The organism is Flavobacterium endoglycinae, assembly GCF_017352115.1.
In the GTDB taxonomy this organism is placed as follows: domain Bacteria; phylum Bacteroidota; class Bacteroidia; order Flavobacteriales; family Flavobacteriaceae; genus Flavobacterium; species Flavobacterium endoglycinae.
The window spans coordinates 4076904-4095499 of record NZ_CP071448.1; the positions used below are offsets into that span (position 1 = coordinate 4076904).

13 protein-coding genes are annotated in these 18596 nt (G+C 34.4%); 2 read left to right on the plus strand and 11 right to left on the minus strand.

Going from position 1 to position 18596, the window contains the following annotated elements; genetic code table 11:
* Positions 1–100 precede the first annotated feature (100 nt).
* Together J0383_RS18185 and J0383_RS18190 are read right to left on the minus strand one after the other, a co-directional pair.
* Positions 101–1531, minus strand: a complete 1431-nt coding sequence (locus J0383_RS18185) for a rubredoxin (protein WP_207295391.1) — start codon at positions 1529–1531, stop codon at positions 101–103.
* Between the two features lie 99 nt (positions 1532–1630).
* A complete protein-coding gene (locus J0383_RS18190) occupies positions 1631–5146 on the minus strand; it encodes a nitrate reductase (protein ID WP_207295392.1) in 3516 nt (1171 codons plus the stop codon).
* A gap of 148 nt (positions 5147–5294) precedes the next feature.
* Between J0383_RS18190 and J0383_RS18195 the strand changes: the two genes are divergently transcribed.
* Entirely contained in the window at positions 5295–5996 is a 702-nt protein-coding gene (locus J0383_RS18195; RefSeq protein ID WP_207295393.1) for a Crp/Fnr family transcriptional regulator, read from the plus strand.
* A gap of 77 nt (positions 5997–6073) precedes the next feature.
* On the opposite strand, the gene J0383_RS18200 is transcribed toward J0383_RS18195, so the two are convergent.
* The 9 genes from J0383_RS18200 to nirB form a co-directional block, all read right to left on the minus strand.
* Positions 6074–6694 carry a class I SAM-dependent methyltransferase gene (locus J0383_RS18200; protein ID WP_207295394.1) on the minus strand — a complete coding sequence of 207 codons (621 nt, stop codon included), beginning with the start codon at positions 6692–6694 and terminating at the stop codon, positions 6074–6076.
* A 214-nt stretch (positions 6695–6908) separates the two neighbouring features.
* A complete protein-coding gene (locus J0383_RS18205) occupies positions 6909–7274 on the minus strand; it encodes a hypothetical protein (protein WP_207295395.1) in 366 nt (121 codons plus the stop codon).
* Between the two features lie 137 nt (positions 7275–7411).
* A complete protein-coding gene (locus J0383_RS18210; RefSeq protein WP_207295396.1) occupies positions 7412–8680 on the minus strand; it encodes an alginate export family protein in 1269 nt (422 codons plus the stop codon).
* 94 nt (positions 8681–8774) lie between these two features.
* Positions 8775–10262 (minus strand): MFS transporter, encoded by a 1488-nt coding sequence (locus tag J0383_RS18215; RefSeq protein WP_207295397.1) that lies wholly within the window; start codon positions 10260–10262, stop codon positions 8775–8777.
* 100 nt (positions 10263–10362) lie between these two features.
* Positions 10363–11022 carry a response regulator transcription factor gene (locus J0383_RS18220; protein ID WP_207295398.1) on the minus strand — a complete coding sequence of 220 codons (660 nt, stop codon included), beginning with the start codon at positions 11020–11022 and terminating at the stop codon, positions 10363–10365.
* A 550-nt stretch (positions 11023–11572) separates the two neighbouring features.
* Positions 11573–13384 carry a PAS domain-containing sensor histidine kinase gene (locus tag J0383_RS18225; RefSeq protein ID WP_207295399.1) on the minus strand — a complete coding sequence of 604 codons (1812 nt, stop codon included), beginning with the start codon at positions 13382–13384 and terminating at the stop codon, positions 11573–11575.
* 6 nt (positions 13385–13390) lie between these two features.
* On the minus strand, positions 13391–13975 hold the full coding sequence (locus tag J0383_RS18230) for a DUF4202 domain-containing protein (RefSeq protein WP_207295400.1): 585 nt from the start codon (positions 13973–13975) through the stop codon (positions 13391–13393).
* 205 nt (positions 13976–14180) lie between these two features.
* On the minus strand, positions 14181–14558 hold the full coding sequence (gene nirD, locus J0383_RS18235) for a nitrite reductase small subunit NirD (RefSeq protein ID WP_207295401.1): 378 nt from the start codon (positions 14556–14558) through the stop codon (positions 14181–14183).
* 287 nt (positions 14559–14845) lie between these two features.
* Positions 14846–17359, minus strand: a complete 2514-nt coding sequence (gene nirB / locus J0383_RS18240) for a nitrite reductase large subunit NirB (RefSeq protein WP_207295402.1) — start codon at positions 17357–17359, stop codon at positions 14846–14848.
* A gap of 265 nt (positions 17360–17624) precedes the next feature.
* Between nirB and J0383_RS18245 the strand changes: the two genes are divergently transcribed.
* Positions 17625–18398 carry an META domain-containing protein gene (locus J0383_RS18245; RefSeq protein ID WP_207295403.1) on the plus strand — a complete coding sequence of 258 codons (774 nt, stop codon included), beginning with the start codon at positions 17625–17627 and terminating at the stop codon, positions 18396–18398.
* Positions 18399–18596: the final 198 nt, after the last annotated feature.

Consider the following 18596-nt stretch of genomic DNA (forward strand, 5'->3'; position numbering starts at 1 on the left):
GCCCTGATGGAAGCGACATCCTTTTATTTTTTTCTTTAAAAAATAAAAGATATAGGGGACAGCAGGAAATAGCTCCTCATTACTATCAAAGTAACTTAAATCAGTTTTTTGCCAATTCTAAAATTTTGAAATTACTTTTTGGAGCTTCGCATAATGAACAGCAATAATCTTCAGGTAAATTTTTAAATAAAACTCCTTTTGAAATTCCCTGCGTTTCGTCTCCGTATTCAGAATTATAAAGCGTTAAACATTCTTGACATTGGTAAATGTTTACTGGTGGTTTTTCTTTTTTCTGCGGATTTTCAGTGGTTTCAGAAGTCGAATTTCCGAGTTCTTCAAAATACTTTCGGCTTAATTCGATTAAAATCGTTGGAAGTTCCAGCTTGTCGATATCTTGTGAATGCACAATGTATTCGCGTGTATTTGGGTCGAAATTCTTTGCAAACAAAACATTATAAGTATCTCGGATTTTGATGGATTCTAAAGCGGCAGGAAGTTCATTTTTTTCGATAACAATCGAAGTGAAATAATGTCCGTCGCGGTTGTATTCTGAAATTCCGAAATTTAATCCGTAGGTACTGATGTCGAATTGATCTAATGTTCGAACTAGGAAAGTTTTTAGATTTAAAGCCCATTCCATTGCGACTGGTAAATGCCAGTTTAATTCTAATAAAGAATGGCGAACGTTGATACCGCGTTTGCCTAGGAATTTTTCCCATTCCAGTTTTCTGTCTTTTGGAATTCCTTTTATGATGAAAGATTTCCAGGGCGTAATACAGATTTTCCCGATTTTGCATTCAAAACACAAATCGCACATTTCTTTCAGGAAATCCAAATCGTAAAGATTATTTCGCCAATACAATCCCAGCCAATATTGATCGATTCCCATTCTGTTCATTCCTTCGTAATACGGAAATGGGTAAAACGGAATATTTAATGGTTTATCGATTGTTCTGTTATTGGTGTCCAAAGCTTCGCTGATCAAAGTAAAAAGCATTTCGATATCAACAGATCCTTCTTCGGATATCTTTTCGATTTCGTAATAAATCTTTGCCAAATCCCAAGTGTAAAGTAAAACAGGATAAACCTCCATTTTTTCCCATTTCGGAAGACGAATATACAAATACCAATAATCCTCCAATTCAGAAGCAATAAAATTTAAATGTCCTGTAAACAAAGGAACCAATTGCTGTTTCGGGTCGGTTATATTGACTTTGAGTTTTGGCTGTTCTTTAAATTCTTCTAAAATATATAAAAAACGATTTCCGGTAAGCCAGTTCGTATTTCTGAAAATATCTGTTGAAACATAGGAAGAAACGATGTTATTACCGCTTTTTTGATCGGGATAAACAAAATGGAATTTACCAAAATCTTCTTTATCAAAATCCTTAAAACCTTTTGGAAAAATAATATCCTGCCTCGATCCAAATGAAATCGAATCCAAGCCCTGATCCATTGCCATATTTACAATTTCTCGAAGTTCTCCCGGCGATATTACGCCTCCTTTTACTATTAATCTTGTTAGTTCCATTTTTTCTTTAGTTTTCAGTCGCAGTTTTCAGTCAGTCTCAGTCTCAGTCTCAGTTTTCAGTTTCGGTATTCACTGAAAACTGAGACTGCGACTGAAAACTCATTTACACTTCGCCAATATCTCTTTTACTTCAGTTTTACAGCTTCCGCAACCTAATCCGGCGCCTGTATTTTTGCATAATTCGGTGAAATCGTTTACGCCGCTTTTGATGGTTTCTTCGATGTTTCCAGCTCCAACTTGACTACAAGAGCAAACCAATTTTCCTAAAACCGGTTTTGCGTTTGAGCTTCCTCTTAAAAGTGTATTTCGTTTGTCTGATAATTCGATTTTGCTTTCGATCATGGTTTTGAATTCGGCAAACTCATTTTTATCGCCCATTAAAATCGCACCGACTAATAAATCATCTTTTACTATGCATTTTTTGTAATAATGTTTTTTCAAATCGGTAAAAACAATCTCTTCGTATGAATCATCATTTTCTGGAATGGTCAAATCGCCAATGCTGCAAAGATTTATGTCTTCTAATTTTAAGATGTTCATTAAAATCGAACCTTTATAATAACTGCTGATATCGCCCGCAAGGAAATTTGCCAAAATATTAGCTTGTTCTTCGGCAGCAGAAGTGATTCCGAAAAGCTTGTTTTCGAATTCTGCTATTTCTCCAATTGCAAAAATATCTGGATTTGAAGTTTGTAAATACTGATTTACTTTTACGCCTCGGCCACATGCCAAACCGCTTTCGCGAGCAATTTCGATGTTTGGAATCGTTCCAATTGTATAGACAATCGCATTTGCCGTAATGATTTTACCGCTTTTTAAAGCAATTTCAATTTCATTCGGATTATCGGTTTCAAAAACAGTGCTGACTTCATTATCAAAATAAATCTGAATGTCTCGAATCTGTACTTCTTCTGCTAATAATTTGCTTGAAATTCTATCCAATTGACGTTCCATCAAACGAGAAGCACGCTGAATAATGGTAGTTTTTACTTTTTTATGTTTTAAAGCTGCCGCCAATTCTAATCCTAATAATCCACCGCCAATAATAACAACATGCTGTTCTTCTGGTGGAAGATTGGTGCTGTCTAAATGTTTTTTCAAACGATCGGCATCTTCTTTTCTTCTAACTGTAAAACGTCCAGGAAGATGAAGCTGTGCATTTTCAGGTACAAAAGGACGGCTTCCTGTTGCCATAATTAGCGAATCGAAACGGTGTGTATTGCCTTCACTGTCAGTAATCGTTTTTAATTTAGTATCTATTTTATCAATAGAAACTCCAGCTTTCATGGTGATTTTCAATTTATTGAAAGTTTCGCCGTCTTTGACTTTTAAAAGTTGTTCCCAAGTAAATTCACCCGTCATGTATTCTGGAAGCAAAACGCGATTGTAAAACGGATTTATTTCATTCGAAAAAACAATGATTTCATCTGTAGAATTGAATTCTCGATAATTTTGAATGAATCGAAACGAAGCCGCTCCAGCGCCAACAATGGCAATTTTTTGAAATGGTTTAACGTATTTTTTAATCGAAACTGTTGTGAACTTAAAATCAGGTTCTTTTGAAATTGGATCAACAACAGTATTTGTTAGATTATTGGTTCTGTTTAAATCATTTTCAAGCTGTTTTCCCCAATGCATTGGCAGGAAAACTACTTTTTCTTTGATTGAATCTGTGACTTTTGCTTTTACGCGAACTTCTCCGTTTTTACTGCTAACGGTTACAATATCTCCATTTTTAATATCGTTTTTAAAAGCATCAATCGGATTTATTTCTAAAACGGGACTTGGAATATGAGTTAACAAACGCGATACTTTTCCAGTTTTAGTCATCGTATGCCATTGATCACGGATTCTTCCTGTGGTTAAAATAAAAGGGAATTCGGCATTTGGTTGCACCGATGTATTTTCAATAGAAACAGGGAGATTAAAAATTGCTTTTCCAGATGGCGTATAGAATTTTTTATCTGTAAATAATCGTGGAGTTCCTGGATGATTGTATTCTGGAACAGGCCATTGGAAAGTTCCTTCGCTTTTTAAACGATTATAATTTAAGAATGAAATATCAATATTAGTGTTTTTGGTAAGCGCACAATGTTCTTTATAAACTTCTTCGGCGCTATTGAAATTGAATCCGTTGAAATTCATTTTTTTAGCAAAACGAATCAAAATTTCAATATCTGGAAGTGCTTCTCCCGGGGGATTAATTCCTTTTGGTAGATAAGAAATACGACGTTCCGAATTTGTCATTGTTCCTTCTTTCTCTAACCAACCCGCAGCAGGCAATAATAAATCGGCAAATTTTGCTGTGTCTGCATTATGGGAAATATCTTGAACGACTACGAATTTAGCATTTTGAAGTGCTTTTTCGGCTCTTCTAGAATCGGGTAAACTCACTAACGGATTGGTGCAGATAATCCAAACGGCCTTCATTTTTCCAGATTCTAAGGCTTCAAACATTTCTGTTGCCGTTAAACCCGGTTTATCTGAAATTTCGTTGACTCCCCAAAAGTCGGCTACTTCTTTTCTGTGCGTTGGATTTGCAATGTCTTTATGCGCTGCTAAAAGTGTTGCCATGCCGCCAACTTCGCGTCCGCCCATTGCATTGGGTTGACCTGTTAATGAAAATGGCCCAGAACCTGGTTTTCCTACTTGTCCCGTCAATAAAGACAAATTCAGTAAAGCTGTATTTTTATCAACTCCAACCGCACTTTGATTTAATCCCATTGCCCAAAGCGAAATAAATCCTTTTGCTTTTCCGATAATATCAGCTGCGAGTTTGATGTCGGGAACTGAAATGCCGCAAAGTTTTGAAGCTTTTTCAAGGGAAGTTCCTAAAACTAAGTCTTTATATTGTTTGAAATTTTCTGCGTGATTTTTAACAAAATCATGATCTACGTAGCCTTTTTCGATAATACGTTTGGCAATGGCATGATATAAAATAATATCTGAACCTGGAATAATCTGCAAATGCAAATCAGAGAAAACGGCAGTATCTGTTCTTCGCGGATCAATGCAAATGATTTTAGTTTTCGGATTTTTCTCTTTGTGTTTTTCTAATCGTCTGAAAAGAATAGGATGGCACCAAGCAGGATTTGCTCCAGTAACTAAAAAGGTATCTGCCAGTTCGATATCATCGTAAGCAATTGGTACAGAATCTTCTCCGAAAGTTTTTTTATAACCCACAACCGCAGAACTCATGCAAAGTCTGGAATTAGTATCTATATTATTGGTTTTCAAAAAGCCTTTAACGAGTTTGTTGACTAAGTAATATTCTTCGGTTAAACATTGTCCTGAAATATAAAAACCAACACTATCAGGTCCGTGTTTTTTTATTATAGAAGAAAAAACTGCAGCAGCACGATCTAAAGCGGTATCCCAGCTAACGCGTTCCAACGGATAATTTTTGCTTCCGCGCATTTCTGGATATAAAATTCTATCGGAAGTATCATTAACTACGTAATGCAAATTCATTCCCTTGGAACAAAGCATTCCTTTGTTAACAGGATGATCTTTGTCGCCTTCAACCATTACACCATTTTTGGCATCGTTAGTTACGATTATACCACAGCCAACACCGCAGTAGGAACAGGTAGTTTTGATCTTCGTACTTTGCATCACGTCTCGGTTTTAAAAAATCACTTACTTAATTGAAAACAAAAATAAGTATTTTTTAAGTATTAATACTTATTTTTTAATTTATTTTTTTACTTTTGATGAAAGAATTGAGAAACAACACTTACGTTTAATGTTGAAAATTGGACTCATGAAAGAGGAATCTATTTGTTATGATTGTGCCAATGAAAATTGTTTCATCAAAAAGCACTTGCATTTGGAGCAAATGAAGCATTATGTTTCTAAGAAACAAAGTTTTATCTGCAAAAAATCACAGCCATTTATTACGGAAGGAGCGCCTTTACAGGGACTTTTCTTTATTTGTAAAGGGAAAGCCAAAACGGTAAAAACAGGAATTAATGGTCGTGAACAAATCGTTCGTTTAACGACAAATGGCGATACAATTGGTTTCCGCGGATTCGGAACGAGCAAGCGTTATTTGATTGGAGCTTATGCTTTGGAAGATACTGTTTTGTGTAATTTCAGTAATGAAACTATGACCGAAATTTTACAAAATATTCCTGAATTTACATATGCTATGATGTTGTTTTATGCTGAAGAATTGAATAAAAGTGAAAATAATATTCGAAAGATTGCGCATATGAATGTCCGTGAACGTGTGATTGATTTACTGCTTTATATTCATCGTAAATTCGGACAGGCAGATGGTTTAATTGATATTGAGCTTTCGCGAAAGGAAATCGCAGACTTTGCAGGAACTACAGAAGAACAGGCAATTCGCATTTTATCAAGTCTCAAAAAAGATGCTTTGATTAAAACAGAAGGGAAACGTCTAGGGATTTTAGAGGTTTCAACGCTTCGATCTGAGATTATGGAGCATAAATATTTTTAGGTGAGGGACAAAGGAGCAGAGGCTCAAAGTAACAAAGGTTTGTAGAGATGCACTAAAGCGCACCTCTACGTCGTTTTTTATTTTTTCTTCCCTACAAAACGAATCACAGAACCCGTTCCGTTATGGAATAAACCTTCGTTGAGTTCGATTTCTTTTTCTTCTAATTCAATGATTTCATAATTAGAAAAATCAGCTTTTATTTCTTCTATTGAAAATAAAGATTCAATGTCTTTTGGTCCGCCAACTTTTTCATTTTTGGTTACATATTCTAAATGCTTTTTGCTAAAAGCTTCAAAAATTAGAATTCCATCTTTGCGTAAAAGATTATCAAGCTGTTTATGAATTTTAGATTTTATAGCAGCAGGAAAGTGTGCATAAATTAACCCAATGGCATCAAATTGTTCATTTTGAAAATCTAAAGTTTCCAATTCGCCAACCTGATAATCGATTGAAACATTATTGTTTTTTGCTAAAAGAAGCGCTTTGTTTCTGCCTTCTTCACTAATATCAAAAGCCGAAACTTGCCAGCCTAATTTTGCAGCAAATATGGCATTTCGACCTTCGCCTTCAGCAGGAAAAAGTATGGTTCCAGTTTCTAATTTTTCAATTTGTTCTTTTAAGTAATTGTTGGGTGCTGTGCCGTATGCAAATTCTTCATTTTTGTAACGATCGTCCCATCTTTGAGTCCAGGTGTTCACTAATAATTTAATTAAATTTTTAAAAACAATTTAAGAAATCCAAGTTTCTTCAATTTTATCTATAATCCATTTTGGATTCACTTTTAAAAATAAAAATGTAATTCAAATATAAATATTTTGCTATAGAATTTAGGACAAAAAAATACCCTCTTTCAAAACCTGAAAAAGGGTATTTTGTATAAAATTCGATTATAAAATTGCTTTGTATTAAATCTTAACCAACAAGTTTTGTTAGTCCGCTGTTTACATCAATTTCTGCAAAATGATGTTTTCCCATAACGATAAGTAATTTGTCTGTATTATAACCAACGTATCGTATTTCGGGATTTCCAACTTTTGGTTTTCCGCAAACAGAAATTACATTGGTCTGCCATTTCAATTTACTTCTTTTGTAAGCAGATATGGTTTGTAAATCATTTTCAACATAATAAATCATGTTGTTTTTTTTGATTCCTCTTTTTTGAGTTTTTGCAAAATTTATTTCTGAGCCTTTTGAAATTAAAGCGTCATTAATTTTTTGCGCAATACCAGTTTGGGTAACCATAAAGGTTAGCATAGATAATTTTAGAAATGGTTTCATTTGGGATAGGATTTGGGGTTCACAATCGTTTCAAATATAGATAATTAAACCATATAAACAACTTTTAGAGATAAAAAAAATACCCATTTCCTATTTTAGGAAAAGGGTATTTTATAGATGTTAATTTTGAAGAAAATTTATTTTTTCCAGCTAAAAATTTTAGGATTTACAGAAATCATTAACCAAGCCCAATTGTTGGTGTGATTAGCATCTCCATTTTTAATAAATTCTAAAGTTTTAGAACCAAACATTTGAGAATAACCTCCTGTTATTGTAATGTCTTTTTTGAAATTATATCCAAAAGTTGCATCAATCTCTGTTCCTAAATAAGAATTTAATTTTTCATTTAAAGGTGTAACTACATCAGCAGCAGCTAAAAATACGTGCGGAATTAAAGCAAATTGCCATTTGTTTGTATTGTAATTTAATTTAAGGAATGCATCCTGTAAACCCACACTATTTAAGTGATTGCCAACATAGAAGTAATCCATGTAACCATTAAAACCGTGATTGGTTCCAAAAATGGGATTGAACGATTTGATTACAGTACTTCCGTCATTTGTAGATTTTCCTGATAAAAATTCATAGCCTAAACCTAATTTAAAAGCTTCAGTTATATTGTAACCAAAATTAGCTGCAGCATTCCATGCGCTTACTTGTAAATCGTTACTTTTTCCAGTTTGTCCGTATACCCAAAAATTAGTGTCTATTTTGCTTGTTTTATATGCTACATAAGGTCCAAAAGTTTGTTTGTAATCAACTATTAGTTTGTTATCAGGATTTGGGTTAGGAGCATATTCATAACCTGTATTCAATACTAAAAAACTTGCACCTAAATGTTCATTAAATTGATTGTGGTACCATGCATATTGTAATGTTTTGTAATTAGATACGGTGTAAGGTGTTTGTATAATGTTTTCGGCTGTTGAATTGTAAGCACCACCAAAATCTAATTTTTGGGTTTCTGTATGAAACGAAACCGTTAATGCATCGTGACTTTCAGCTTGCTGAGCCCAATCTTGTTCTCCTAAAATACGCTGGTTATCATATGAAAGTACTTGGCGTCCCATTCTTGCACTCCATTTTTCCGTGAAGTTATATTGTGCCCAAGCTTCAAAAACAGCGACTCCATTTTTATCAGCAATTGCGGTTGGAGTAACATCTCCCCAAGTTCTAGTATTTTGAAGAGTTAATTTTACAATTAAATCTTCTTGTTTGTAATTGAAATTTAAACGCGAACGCTGTGAAATTTGAGAAGTTCCTTTTTGTCCTTCTTGTAAAAGTTGCTTGTAACCGTTGCGATATTCAAAACGTGGCCTGATCTGTAGGTTAACATCTAATTCTTGTGCCTGAAGTTCGAAACTTAATCCTGCGATAAGTATTAAAATTAGTTTAAGTTTTTTCATAAAATGGTTATGTTTAATCGAGGGTAAATTTATAAGAAAAAGCCGTCTTTTTTATATGATTTTAATCATATTTCTAATTTTTTTTAATCTCAGTTTAATATGCAGGCTCTAGTTTTGCTTTACTTATTTTAACTTCTTTCTCTTTAGATAGTTGTGTGATAGTGTAATGCATCCAAACTAGGCAAATAGTTGAAAAGATTAGAATAAAAATCCATGAACTTGACCAGATTCCAGTTGCCGTTAATAAATATCCGAAGATAATTGGACCAAAGAATCCGCCTAAACCGCCAATCATTCCGACCATTCCGCCTACAACACCAACTTCATTTGGGAAATATTCTGGAATATGTTTGTAAACCGCTGCTTTCCCAATTCCCCAAGAAATTCCAATTAGAATTACTAAAATCAAGAAAACCCACATATTGGCATCGAATTTAATAACTGTTACACCTTTTGCAATTAGTTCTTTTTTGGCAACGCTTTGATTTTGAGATACAACTACATCCTGCCAGCTTGAAGTGGTTGGGAAAATAGCATTTTCAGATCCAGCTGTACTTGTTTTTTGTGTAATGGGATATTCTTTATCACCAACTTTTACCGTTTTATTGCTAATTTCGTTTACTACACCTTTTTTAGCGGCTAAGATTCCAGGACCAGAAGTGGTAATTTCCATTTTAGGAATTGATAATAAAGCACTTAAAATTACAGATGAACCCAAAACCCAATACATTACTTTTCTCGCTCCGAATTTATCTGATAAATAACCTCCAAAAGCTCTAATTACTCCAGAAGGCAAACTGAACATTGTGGCAAATAAACCTCCCATAACCAAACTAGTTTGATACACGTTCATGAAGTTTGGCAATAACCATTGAGAATAGGCTACAAAGCATCCAAAAACTAGGAAATAATAAGCTCCAAAACGCCAAACTCTTTGTGATTTTAATGGCGTAAGCATTTGAGAAACAGATTTTCCATTGCTTTCTATTTTTTTATTTTGAGCGAAAATTAAAAAGGCAATTCCGATTACGACTAATGAAACGGCATAAATTACAGGAAGTATTTTCCACCCATTTTGCGGGTCGTCAATGGAAAAATGATTTAATAATGAAGGTGCTAAAAAGGTCGTAATTGCTGCGCCGGCATTTCCCATTCCGAAGATTCCAAGTGCGCGACCTTGCCATTCTTTTGGATACCAGATTGAAGTATAACCAATTCCGACAGCAAAACTAGTTCCGACCATTCCGAATAAAAAGCTTAGTAAAGCAAACATCGCGAAACTGTCAGCGTAGGGAAGAAGGAAGAGCGGAATTGAACAAAGCAATAATAAAAGTGAAAAAACATATTTTCCGCCAAATTTATCCGTCAAGATTCCGATTGGCAAACGCATAATTGATCCAGTTAAAATTGGAATACCTAAAAGCCATCCCACTTGAATTACATCCCAATGGAAAATTCCGTTATCAACTAAAAAGGTTACCAAAACCCCGTTTAAAGTCCAGCAGGCAAAACACACTGTAAATGCCAATGTGTTCAAAAATAAAATTTTGTGTGATTGCGATAGTGAGTTTGTATTTTTCATAGTACTTGTTATTTTGATATAAAAGTAAGTACTATAACTTAGTAAAAACCTGCTAAAACGCAGTTTTTGAAAAATATTTACGTATTTATACGTATTTTTTTTAGATTAAAGAATACTCAGCCGCCTTATTAGAAAGTTCCATTAAGTTTTTTACTTTAAGCTTTTTCATCAAGTTGAAACGGTGTACTTCGGCAGTTCGTTTACTAATATCTAAGGCTTCGGCGATTTCTTTGTTTCCTTTTCCTGATAATAAAAGAGTAAGGATTTCTTTTTCTCTTTTTGTAATCATCATTTCTTCTCCTAGAGTTTGCTTAGGTTCTAATGATGCAGAAGAATTTGTCAATTGTCCAATTAAAATAGAAGAAATATCTCCGCTGAAATATTTTCCTCCAGCAGAAACGCTATGAAGTGCTTTTAAAAATTCTTCTTTGCTTGAACCTTTAAGTAAATAACCATCGGCTCCAGCTTTTATAGATTTTAAAACATATTCTTCTGATTCGTGCATCGAAAGCATGATGATTTTTACGTTGTTATTCTCGCTTCTAAGTTTTTCTACTAGTTCTATACCAGTCATGTTAGGCATACGAATATCGGCTATAAGTAAATCGGGTTTTGTCTCGGCAACAACTTCAAGTGCGTCAACACCATCAATAGCTTCGCCTACAACCTCAATGTTTGCTTCGTTTTCCAGTAAAGATTTGATTCCGTCTCTAACAAAAACATGGTCATCTACTAATACTACACGAATGATATTGCTCATAGTTTACTTAATTTAGATTCTAGATTTTTACGTATATTCATCTATAAAGAAGACGCTAATATACGTACTTTTTTTAAAAGTAAATTCCAATATTAAAATTCTAATGTTGGAAATTCCAAATTCCAAATGTTGATGTGCCCAACTTTGTCAAAGTTTGGTTTTCAATTGCCTCCAGCTTTAGCTGGAGGTTTTGTATTTAAGACAAAGGGCTTTAGCCAAATTTACGTTTGGCTAAAGCCTTTTTTAGGTTTGTTTGCTGACCTCCAGCTAAAGCTGGAGGCAATTGATTTAGATTGTTTTGTAAATGAATAAACGAAAACGTCTTTTGAAACCGTTTGCCCGCGAGAGGGATAGGAGCTGGCTACCGAAGTAGCGCGGATAGCCCGACAGCATTAGAGAAAGTGGGCGAATGTAGACAAAGTTTGTTTGCCCACTTTTTCTAATGGTGGCTCGCCCTTATTAATTAGATAATGAGTCAATTTGAAAATTAGATAATTCTTTTAAACGTCATTTTAAGTAATTATCTAATTGGCACATTATCTCAATTATATCATTTCAAAATGGGAATGTTGAATGTAATTCTGGTTCCTTCGCCTGGAATGGAGTTCATGAACACGCGGCCGTTGATGTATTGGATTCGTTCTTTCATGAATAAAAGTCCCATTCCAGATTCGCTGTTGCGTTTTTTGTCGACTGAATTGACGTCGAAGCCTTTTCCGTTGTCGTCTACGATGATACTTAAAAGTGTTTCACTATGCGAAAGTTGTACAATAATATGAGATGATTCGGCATATTTTATGGCGTTGTTGATGGCTTCTTGCGTAAGTCTGTAAATGTTGATTTCGATTAGTGAATCTAAACGTCGGTCAAAATCGGTTTTGTTGTAGAATAGGATTTCTTTTCCGGTTAATTTGGAAAGTTCCTGAGTCAATTTTGAAAGTGACGAAACGATTCCGTGATCGCTTAATTCTGGTGGCATTAAGTTGAAAGTCGCCGTTCTTACGCCTTTTATAATATCCAAAGAAAGCTTCTTTAAATACTCGATTTTTTGTTCCGATTTTTCTCTGTCATCCAGATTGATACTTTCTAAACTGAATTTTAAACCTGTAAGCATTTGACCAATTCCGTCGTGGATTTCTTTGGCGATTCTGTTTTGTTCGTTTTCTTGATTTTCAACGATTTTACTTGAAATAATCTTCTGTTGATTGATTTTTTCAGTTGTGTTTTCAAGATTCAAACGTTCGACTTCGCGTTGCGCTTTTTTACGTTCAGTGATGTTGAAGCAAACAATCAAAAGTTCCAGTTCGTCTTTTTTAATCATTACGGGAACCATTGACAAATCGAGCCAAATTTCTTTTTCGTCTTTATTTACAATTTTGATTTCGCCCTGCCAGCCACTTCTTTGTTTTTCGAAAATAAGACGATCAAAATTAACTTGTTCTTTTTCATCTTCAGTTAAAACTTCAGAGAATTTTTTGTTGGATGAAAACTTGGTGTAATTTAAAAGTTTGGCAAATTTTTCTCCAATATGAATGATCGAACCGTCTGGTGAAATTCGGCAATACAGTAACGTATTTTCCATCGCGTAATTGAGCGATTTTAATTCTTTTACAGAGTTTTCTTTGATTTCGGAGATGATTTCGGTGTTGTATGCCAGTTTTAAAGCTTTCTTTTCAGAAGATAAAAGCTTGGCAATTAACCTTTCGATTTTCTTGTTGGTTGGTTTGAAAATGAAAAAGAATTCCAAAAGCAGAACCAGTAATGTAAAACCGAAAATCCAATATTCGATTCGGCGTTGTTCGGTTACTTTTTCGTGCGCTTCAAGATCATATTGTGTAACAATCTGATTCATTTTCGAAAGGAAGATGCCTTCGTTTTCTAAAATAGTTTGAACCAGTTTTTGATTTTCTGAGATTGATTTTTTTTGTTGTAAATTCAGCAGAAAAGAATTCGTTGTTTCTGCAATTTTACTGAAAATCGGGTTGATTTCCAGATACAATTTATTTAGCGTTTCGCTTTTTTCTTTTGGAAAAGCCAAACTATCGTTTCCGTTTTCTAATGCGTTTTGGTTTTTCTTCCAAAGTTCTAAAACTTCTTTTAAGTGCGAAGTTTTGTTGGCTGTAGCCGAATCAGAAACGTAATGTAAAATCAGAACTTCTTTGACGATTTTCTGACTCAACATTCTCTGTTTTCCAGAAAAATTGATAATCTTAGAATCACTTAACTGCTGATTCAGATTGTATTGAACCAGAAACTGACTAACAATTATGGTTAAGGCAATAGTAAGAAGCGCAAAAAAATACAGTCGTCGTAAATTTTTGAAAGTGATTTTTTCTGCAGCTTCCTGATTGCTTTTCTTCATATCTTTTTACAATCCTAAAGAAGCTTTTATTAGATTTAAGTTCTCTTCAGAATATTTGATTTTTAAAGCTTCCTGATGTCCTTTGTCTGACATTTTATCCCAAGTTTTCTTGATGATGTTTTTCAGTTTTTCTTCATCATGTTTTTCAACGAAAGGTTCTAAGTAATATTCTAAAAACACCAAACAAATTACATCTTCAAGTAATTGCGTTTCAGCATCTTTTTTAAGCAGTTTTTTTTCGATTAAGAAAGAAACACGATCTATGAAAGTTTGGTCGTATCCCGCTTTTTCTAATATTCCAGCGGTAGTTTTTGCGTGGAATTTTTTAAGTTCTTCTCTCCATTTTAAATAACCCACACGATCCATTGGATAGGATTCGCGAGCGACTTTCCATCTGCAAATGTGCTGAGCTTTGGAAGCAATCTGAACTTGTTCTGAAGCATTTGGCTCAAACTGCATCAGTCTTTTATACATCCTGTTTGAATACAATAATTCTTTTGGATATTCTTTGTTTTGGTCTAATTCGATATTTGGATCTTGAGCGTTTTCGGCATCTATCCATTCGCTTGCTTTTTGAAAAGGTGTACTCATTTTTTGGTTGGATAATAGATTTCAAAGATACGGAATTAAAGTTTTTTTCTGCCACGAATTCAATAATGATTGTTTGTTTTTGCGACAGATTAAAGTTTTTTCCGCCACGAATTCACGAATTAAAACGAATTAGATTGGTGAAATTAATGACACAAATTTGAACACAATCATTCGTGAATTCGCGACGAAAAAAATATTTATCTAATCAATCAATAAACCCTACAAAAACTTCATCTTCAACAATCTTAACGGGATACGTGGCAATGCTGTAATCTTCGCCGTTTAAATTCGAACCATCAACAAGTGAAAAGGTTTTTTTATGCATCGGGCAAGCAATTTTCGGAATATCATCGGCAGAACCTGTCATTCCTCTTGAAAGAACCATTTCCATTTTATGCGGACATGCATTTTGGCAAGCGTACCATGCGTCACGGCGTGCGAAATTAAAAATCGCAATTTGTTTGTTTTTGTATTTGATACAGCCTCCTCGGTTGGTTGGAAAATCTTCTACTTTACCAGCTTTGAACCAAATTGTTGCGTCGCTTGCGTGAACTGTTTCGTATTGATTTAAGATTTCTTCCATTTTGATTAAGTTTTTTGTTCCTGTTTCTTAGCCCTCTTTTTACAATCAAGAGAGTTTTGATGGCGCAGTAAAAAAGAGGGTAAGAAGGACAGCAAACGTTTAATGATTTTTTTCTTTTTTTGGAGCTTAATTTTTTAAACACATAGAAACATAGGTTTTTTGTTTTTGTTTGAGAAAAAGAAAACCAAAAGAAACTAGTTTCTAACACATAGCTATGTGTATTAATGCAAGTGAAACGCCTTTTTTAAGTTCAGTTAATTCTATGATTCTATGTGTTTAAATTATTTTTATGACCAAGCTTTTGGCATTTTTTGATCTCTTAACGGAACAAACGCGATATTGTCATCTTTCTCATCAGAGTTCACGAAATGGTTGAAACGTTTCAATAATCTTGGTTTTTCTAGAACTTGTTTCCATTCGCATTCGAAAGTGTTTACCAAAGTCTGCATTTCAGCTTCAAGCGTTTCGCAGATTCCTAAACTGTCTTCAATAATGACTTGTTTTAGATACTCTAAACCTCCGTCTAATTTTTCAAGCCAAGTTGAAGTTCTAATAAGCGGGCCAGCAGTGCGGATGTAATACATTAAGAAACGATCCATGTATTTGATTACCGTTTCTTTGTCGATTTTTTCAGCCAATAAAACTGCATGTTTTGGATTCGCGCCTCCATTTCCTGCAATGTATAAATTCCATCCACCTTCAACAGCGATTAATCCGAAATCTTTTCCACGTGCTTCCGCGCATTCGCGAATACAAGCTGAAACACCACCTTTTAATTTATGAGGAGAACGAATTCCTTTGTATCTGTTTTCTAGTTCAATCGCAAATCCGGCGCTGTCGTCCATTCCATAGCGGCACCAAGCATTTCCAACACAGCTTTTTACAGCACGAAGCGATTTTCCGTAAGCGTGACCACTTTCAAAACCATTTTCTATTAAGATTTTCCAGATTTTTGGTAAGTCACTTAAATGTGCTCCGAATAAATCAACTCTTTGTGCTCCAGTAATTTTAGTATACAAATCGAATTGTTTTGCGACTTCGCCAATTACGATTAGTTTTTCAGCTGTAATTTCTCCTCCGGCAACTCTCGGAACAACAGAATAGGTTCCATTTCGCTGAATGTTTGCCAAAAATCTATCGTTTGTATCTTGAGTTGTGATGTGTTTGTTGGCCGTATCATTGTAAATACTTGAGAAAATAGAAGCGACAACTGGTTTACAAACTTCGCATCCGTCACCTTTTCCGTGATGATCCAGAACGTCATAGAAATTCTCGTATTTGTTGATTTTTACCAAATCGAATAATTCTTGACGCGTATAGCCGAAATGCTCGCAAATAACTTCTTTTACTTCTTTTCCTAAAGATTTTTGAGTTGCTTTTACCAAATCAGAGACCATTGGTTTACAGCCTCCACAACCAGAAGTTGCTTTAGTTGCTTTTATTACATCTGAAAAAGTAGCACAAGATTCATCTAAAATTTTACAACAAATTGAACCTTTAGTCACATTTTCGCAAGAACAAATAACCGCTGTATCTGGCAAATCCATAACACTTCCTAAAGAAGAACCTTCAGAACCATCGCGAGAACCTAAAATCAAATCTTCCGGATTTTTAGGCAATGCCATTTCGTTAATGTAAATCTGGAAAAGTGAACCGTAATCGCTTGAATCTCCAACTAAAATTCCGCCTAAAAGCTTTTTAGAATCTTTTGTAACGTTGATTCTTTTGTAAACGCCACTTAATTTATTTTCGTAAATAATAGCGGTAACGTCACTATTTTCAATAAAAGGATCACCAAAACTTGCCACTTCTACACCAATCAATTTCAATTGTGTTGACATATCGATGGTTTCTCTCATGGTTTTGTCACCATTTAAGATTTGCTCAGCGGCTACATCAGCCATTTCGTAACCTGGAGCAACAAGTCCGTAGATGTTTTGGTTGTAAAGTGCTGCTTCGCCAATCGCAAAAATAGAAGGATCTGATGTTCGCATTTGATTGTTTACCACAATTCCACCTCTAACGCCAACTTCAAGCCCTGAAACTCTTGCCAGTTCGTCACGAGGTTTAATTCCGGCAGAAATAACCAACATGTCTACTTTTAACAATTCGTCGTTTGCAAACATCATTCCTGTTATACTTTCCTTTCCGTCAATATATTGCGTTGCTTTGTTAAGATGAATTCCGATATTTAATTCCTCTATTTTAGATTGAAGCATATCGCTCGCGCCTTGATCCAATTGTCTCGGCATCAAACGAGGAGCAAATTCCACCACATGAGGATTCAAACCTAAATCACGAACCGCTTTTGCAGCTTCTAATCCTAATAATCCACCACCTAAAACAGCCGCTTCAGTAGCACCTTTTTGTTTTATTTTTCTAGCGTACGCCATAATAGCGTCTAGATCTTCGATGGTCCTGTAAACGAAAACACCTTCTTTTTCTACCCCTTCAATTGGTGGAACAAAAGGTGATGAACCTGTAGCCAAAACTAAGTAGTCGTACGTATGTGTTTTGCCTAAGTGTGTCTGTATGGTTTTTACATCACGATTAATATCTGTAATTAACTCAGATGTGTTTAGAATAATATTGTTTTGTTCATACCATTCAGTTGTTGACAGTGATAAGTCATCTGCCGTTTTTCCTCCAAAGTACTCGCTTAAGTGAACGCGATCGTAAGCGCGTCTTGGTTCTTCACCAAATACTGTGATTTGATACTTTTCTTGTCCTGATTTTGCAACAAACTTTTCGCAAAATTTATAACCAACCATGCCGTTTCCAACTACTATTACTCTAATCATGATTTCTTTAATTAAGTATTACTATGCAAATATAAGTATTTATACTTATAAAAATACGTAAGTTATTATTTTTTAAGTTGTAAATATGTTTTTGTAACTACGTATTTTGTGTTAATCTTCTACGTAGTGCGGGATTTGATTGATTTTTTAGTTACTTAGTTTTTTTAAATTTGAAAGGATTCTAAATAAACGTTTCAAAAAAAATCGTAAATTCATAAGAATTTTATAGCTATTTTACAAAAAGAGCATTTTAAACTTAAATCTCATGAAAAAAGTACTTTCAATATTGCTGTTATCATTCTTAGTCTTGGGATGCAAAACGGCAGCAAACAAAGATTCTGTTGCAACTTCGACAACAAGTTCTACAGAAGAAGATTTAAAATATTATTTTAAAGGAACCGGAAATGAACCTTTTTTGGGAATCAAAATAGGGAATGAAGAAATTGTTTTTACATCATTAATTCCAGGGAAAGAAAAAATCTCTTTTCCATCTGTTGAAGCTATTAGGACAATGGATGCTAATGTGAAAATGTATAAGGTAAGTAACGAAACCACTTCGGCAACTATTACAATACAGCAGTTAGATTGTCAGGATTCTATGTCTGGTGCGATTTCACCGTATAGTGTAAAAGTAGAAATCAAAAATAATTCGGAATTAGAAGCGAAAAAATTAAGCGGTTGTGGAAAATATCTAACAGATTATCGATTGCACGATATTTGGGTTTTGGAAGAACTTAATGGTTATAAGGTTTTTGCAACCGATTTTCAAAAGGAATTCCCAAGAATGGAGATTAATTCAACAGAAAATCAGTTTATGGGATATGGCGGTTGTAATTCAATAACGGGACAAATCTTTTTTGAAAAAGATCTCCTTCGTTTTACAAAAGTAGTTTCCAACTTAATGGCTTGTCCGCAAGGAAATAAAGAGAGCGAATTTTTGAAAGCTTTACAAAGCACAACAACGTATTCTATTGAAAATAACCAATTGACTTTGTCGAATCCTTCTGGGAAATTGATTGTTTTTAAGAAAGTTGATTAAAGGTTTTGTTTCACGTTTAAAGTTTCAAGTTGCTGTTGTCATTTCGACTGAAAGGAGAAATCGCACAAGAAAATCTACAAAGAAAATCGCTAATCTTTGTCGACAAACTAGTGTGATTTCTCCTTTCAGTCGAAATGACAAACTAAAACGTTGTTTGTTGAGTATAATTAATAGAAACATAGCCCATGGTTTCAACCG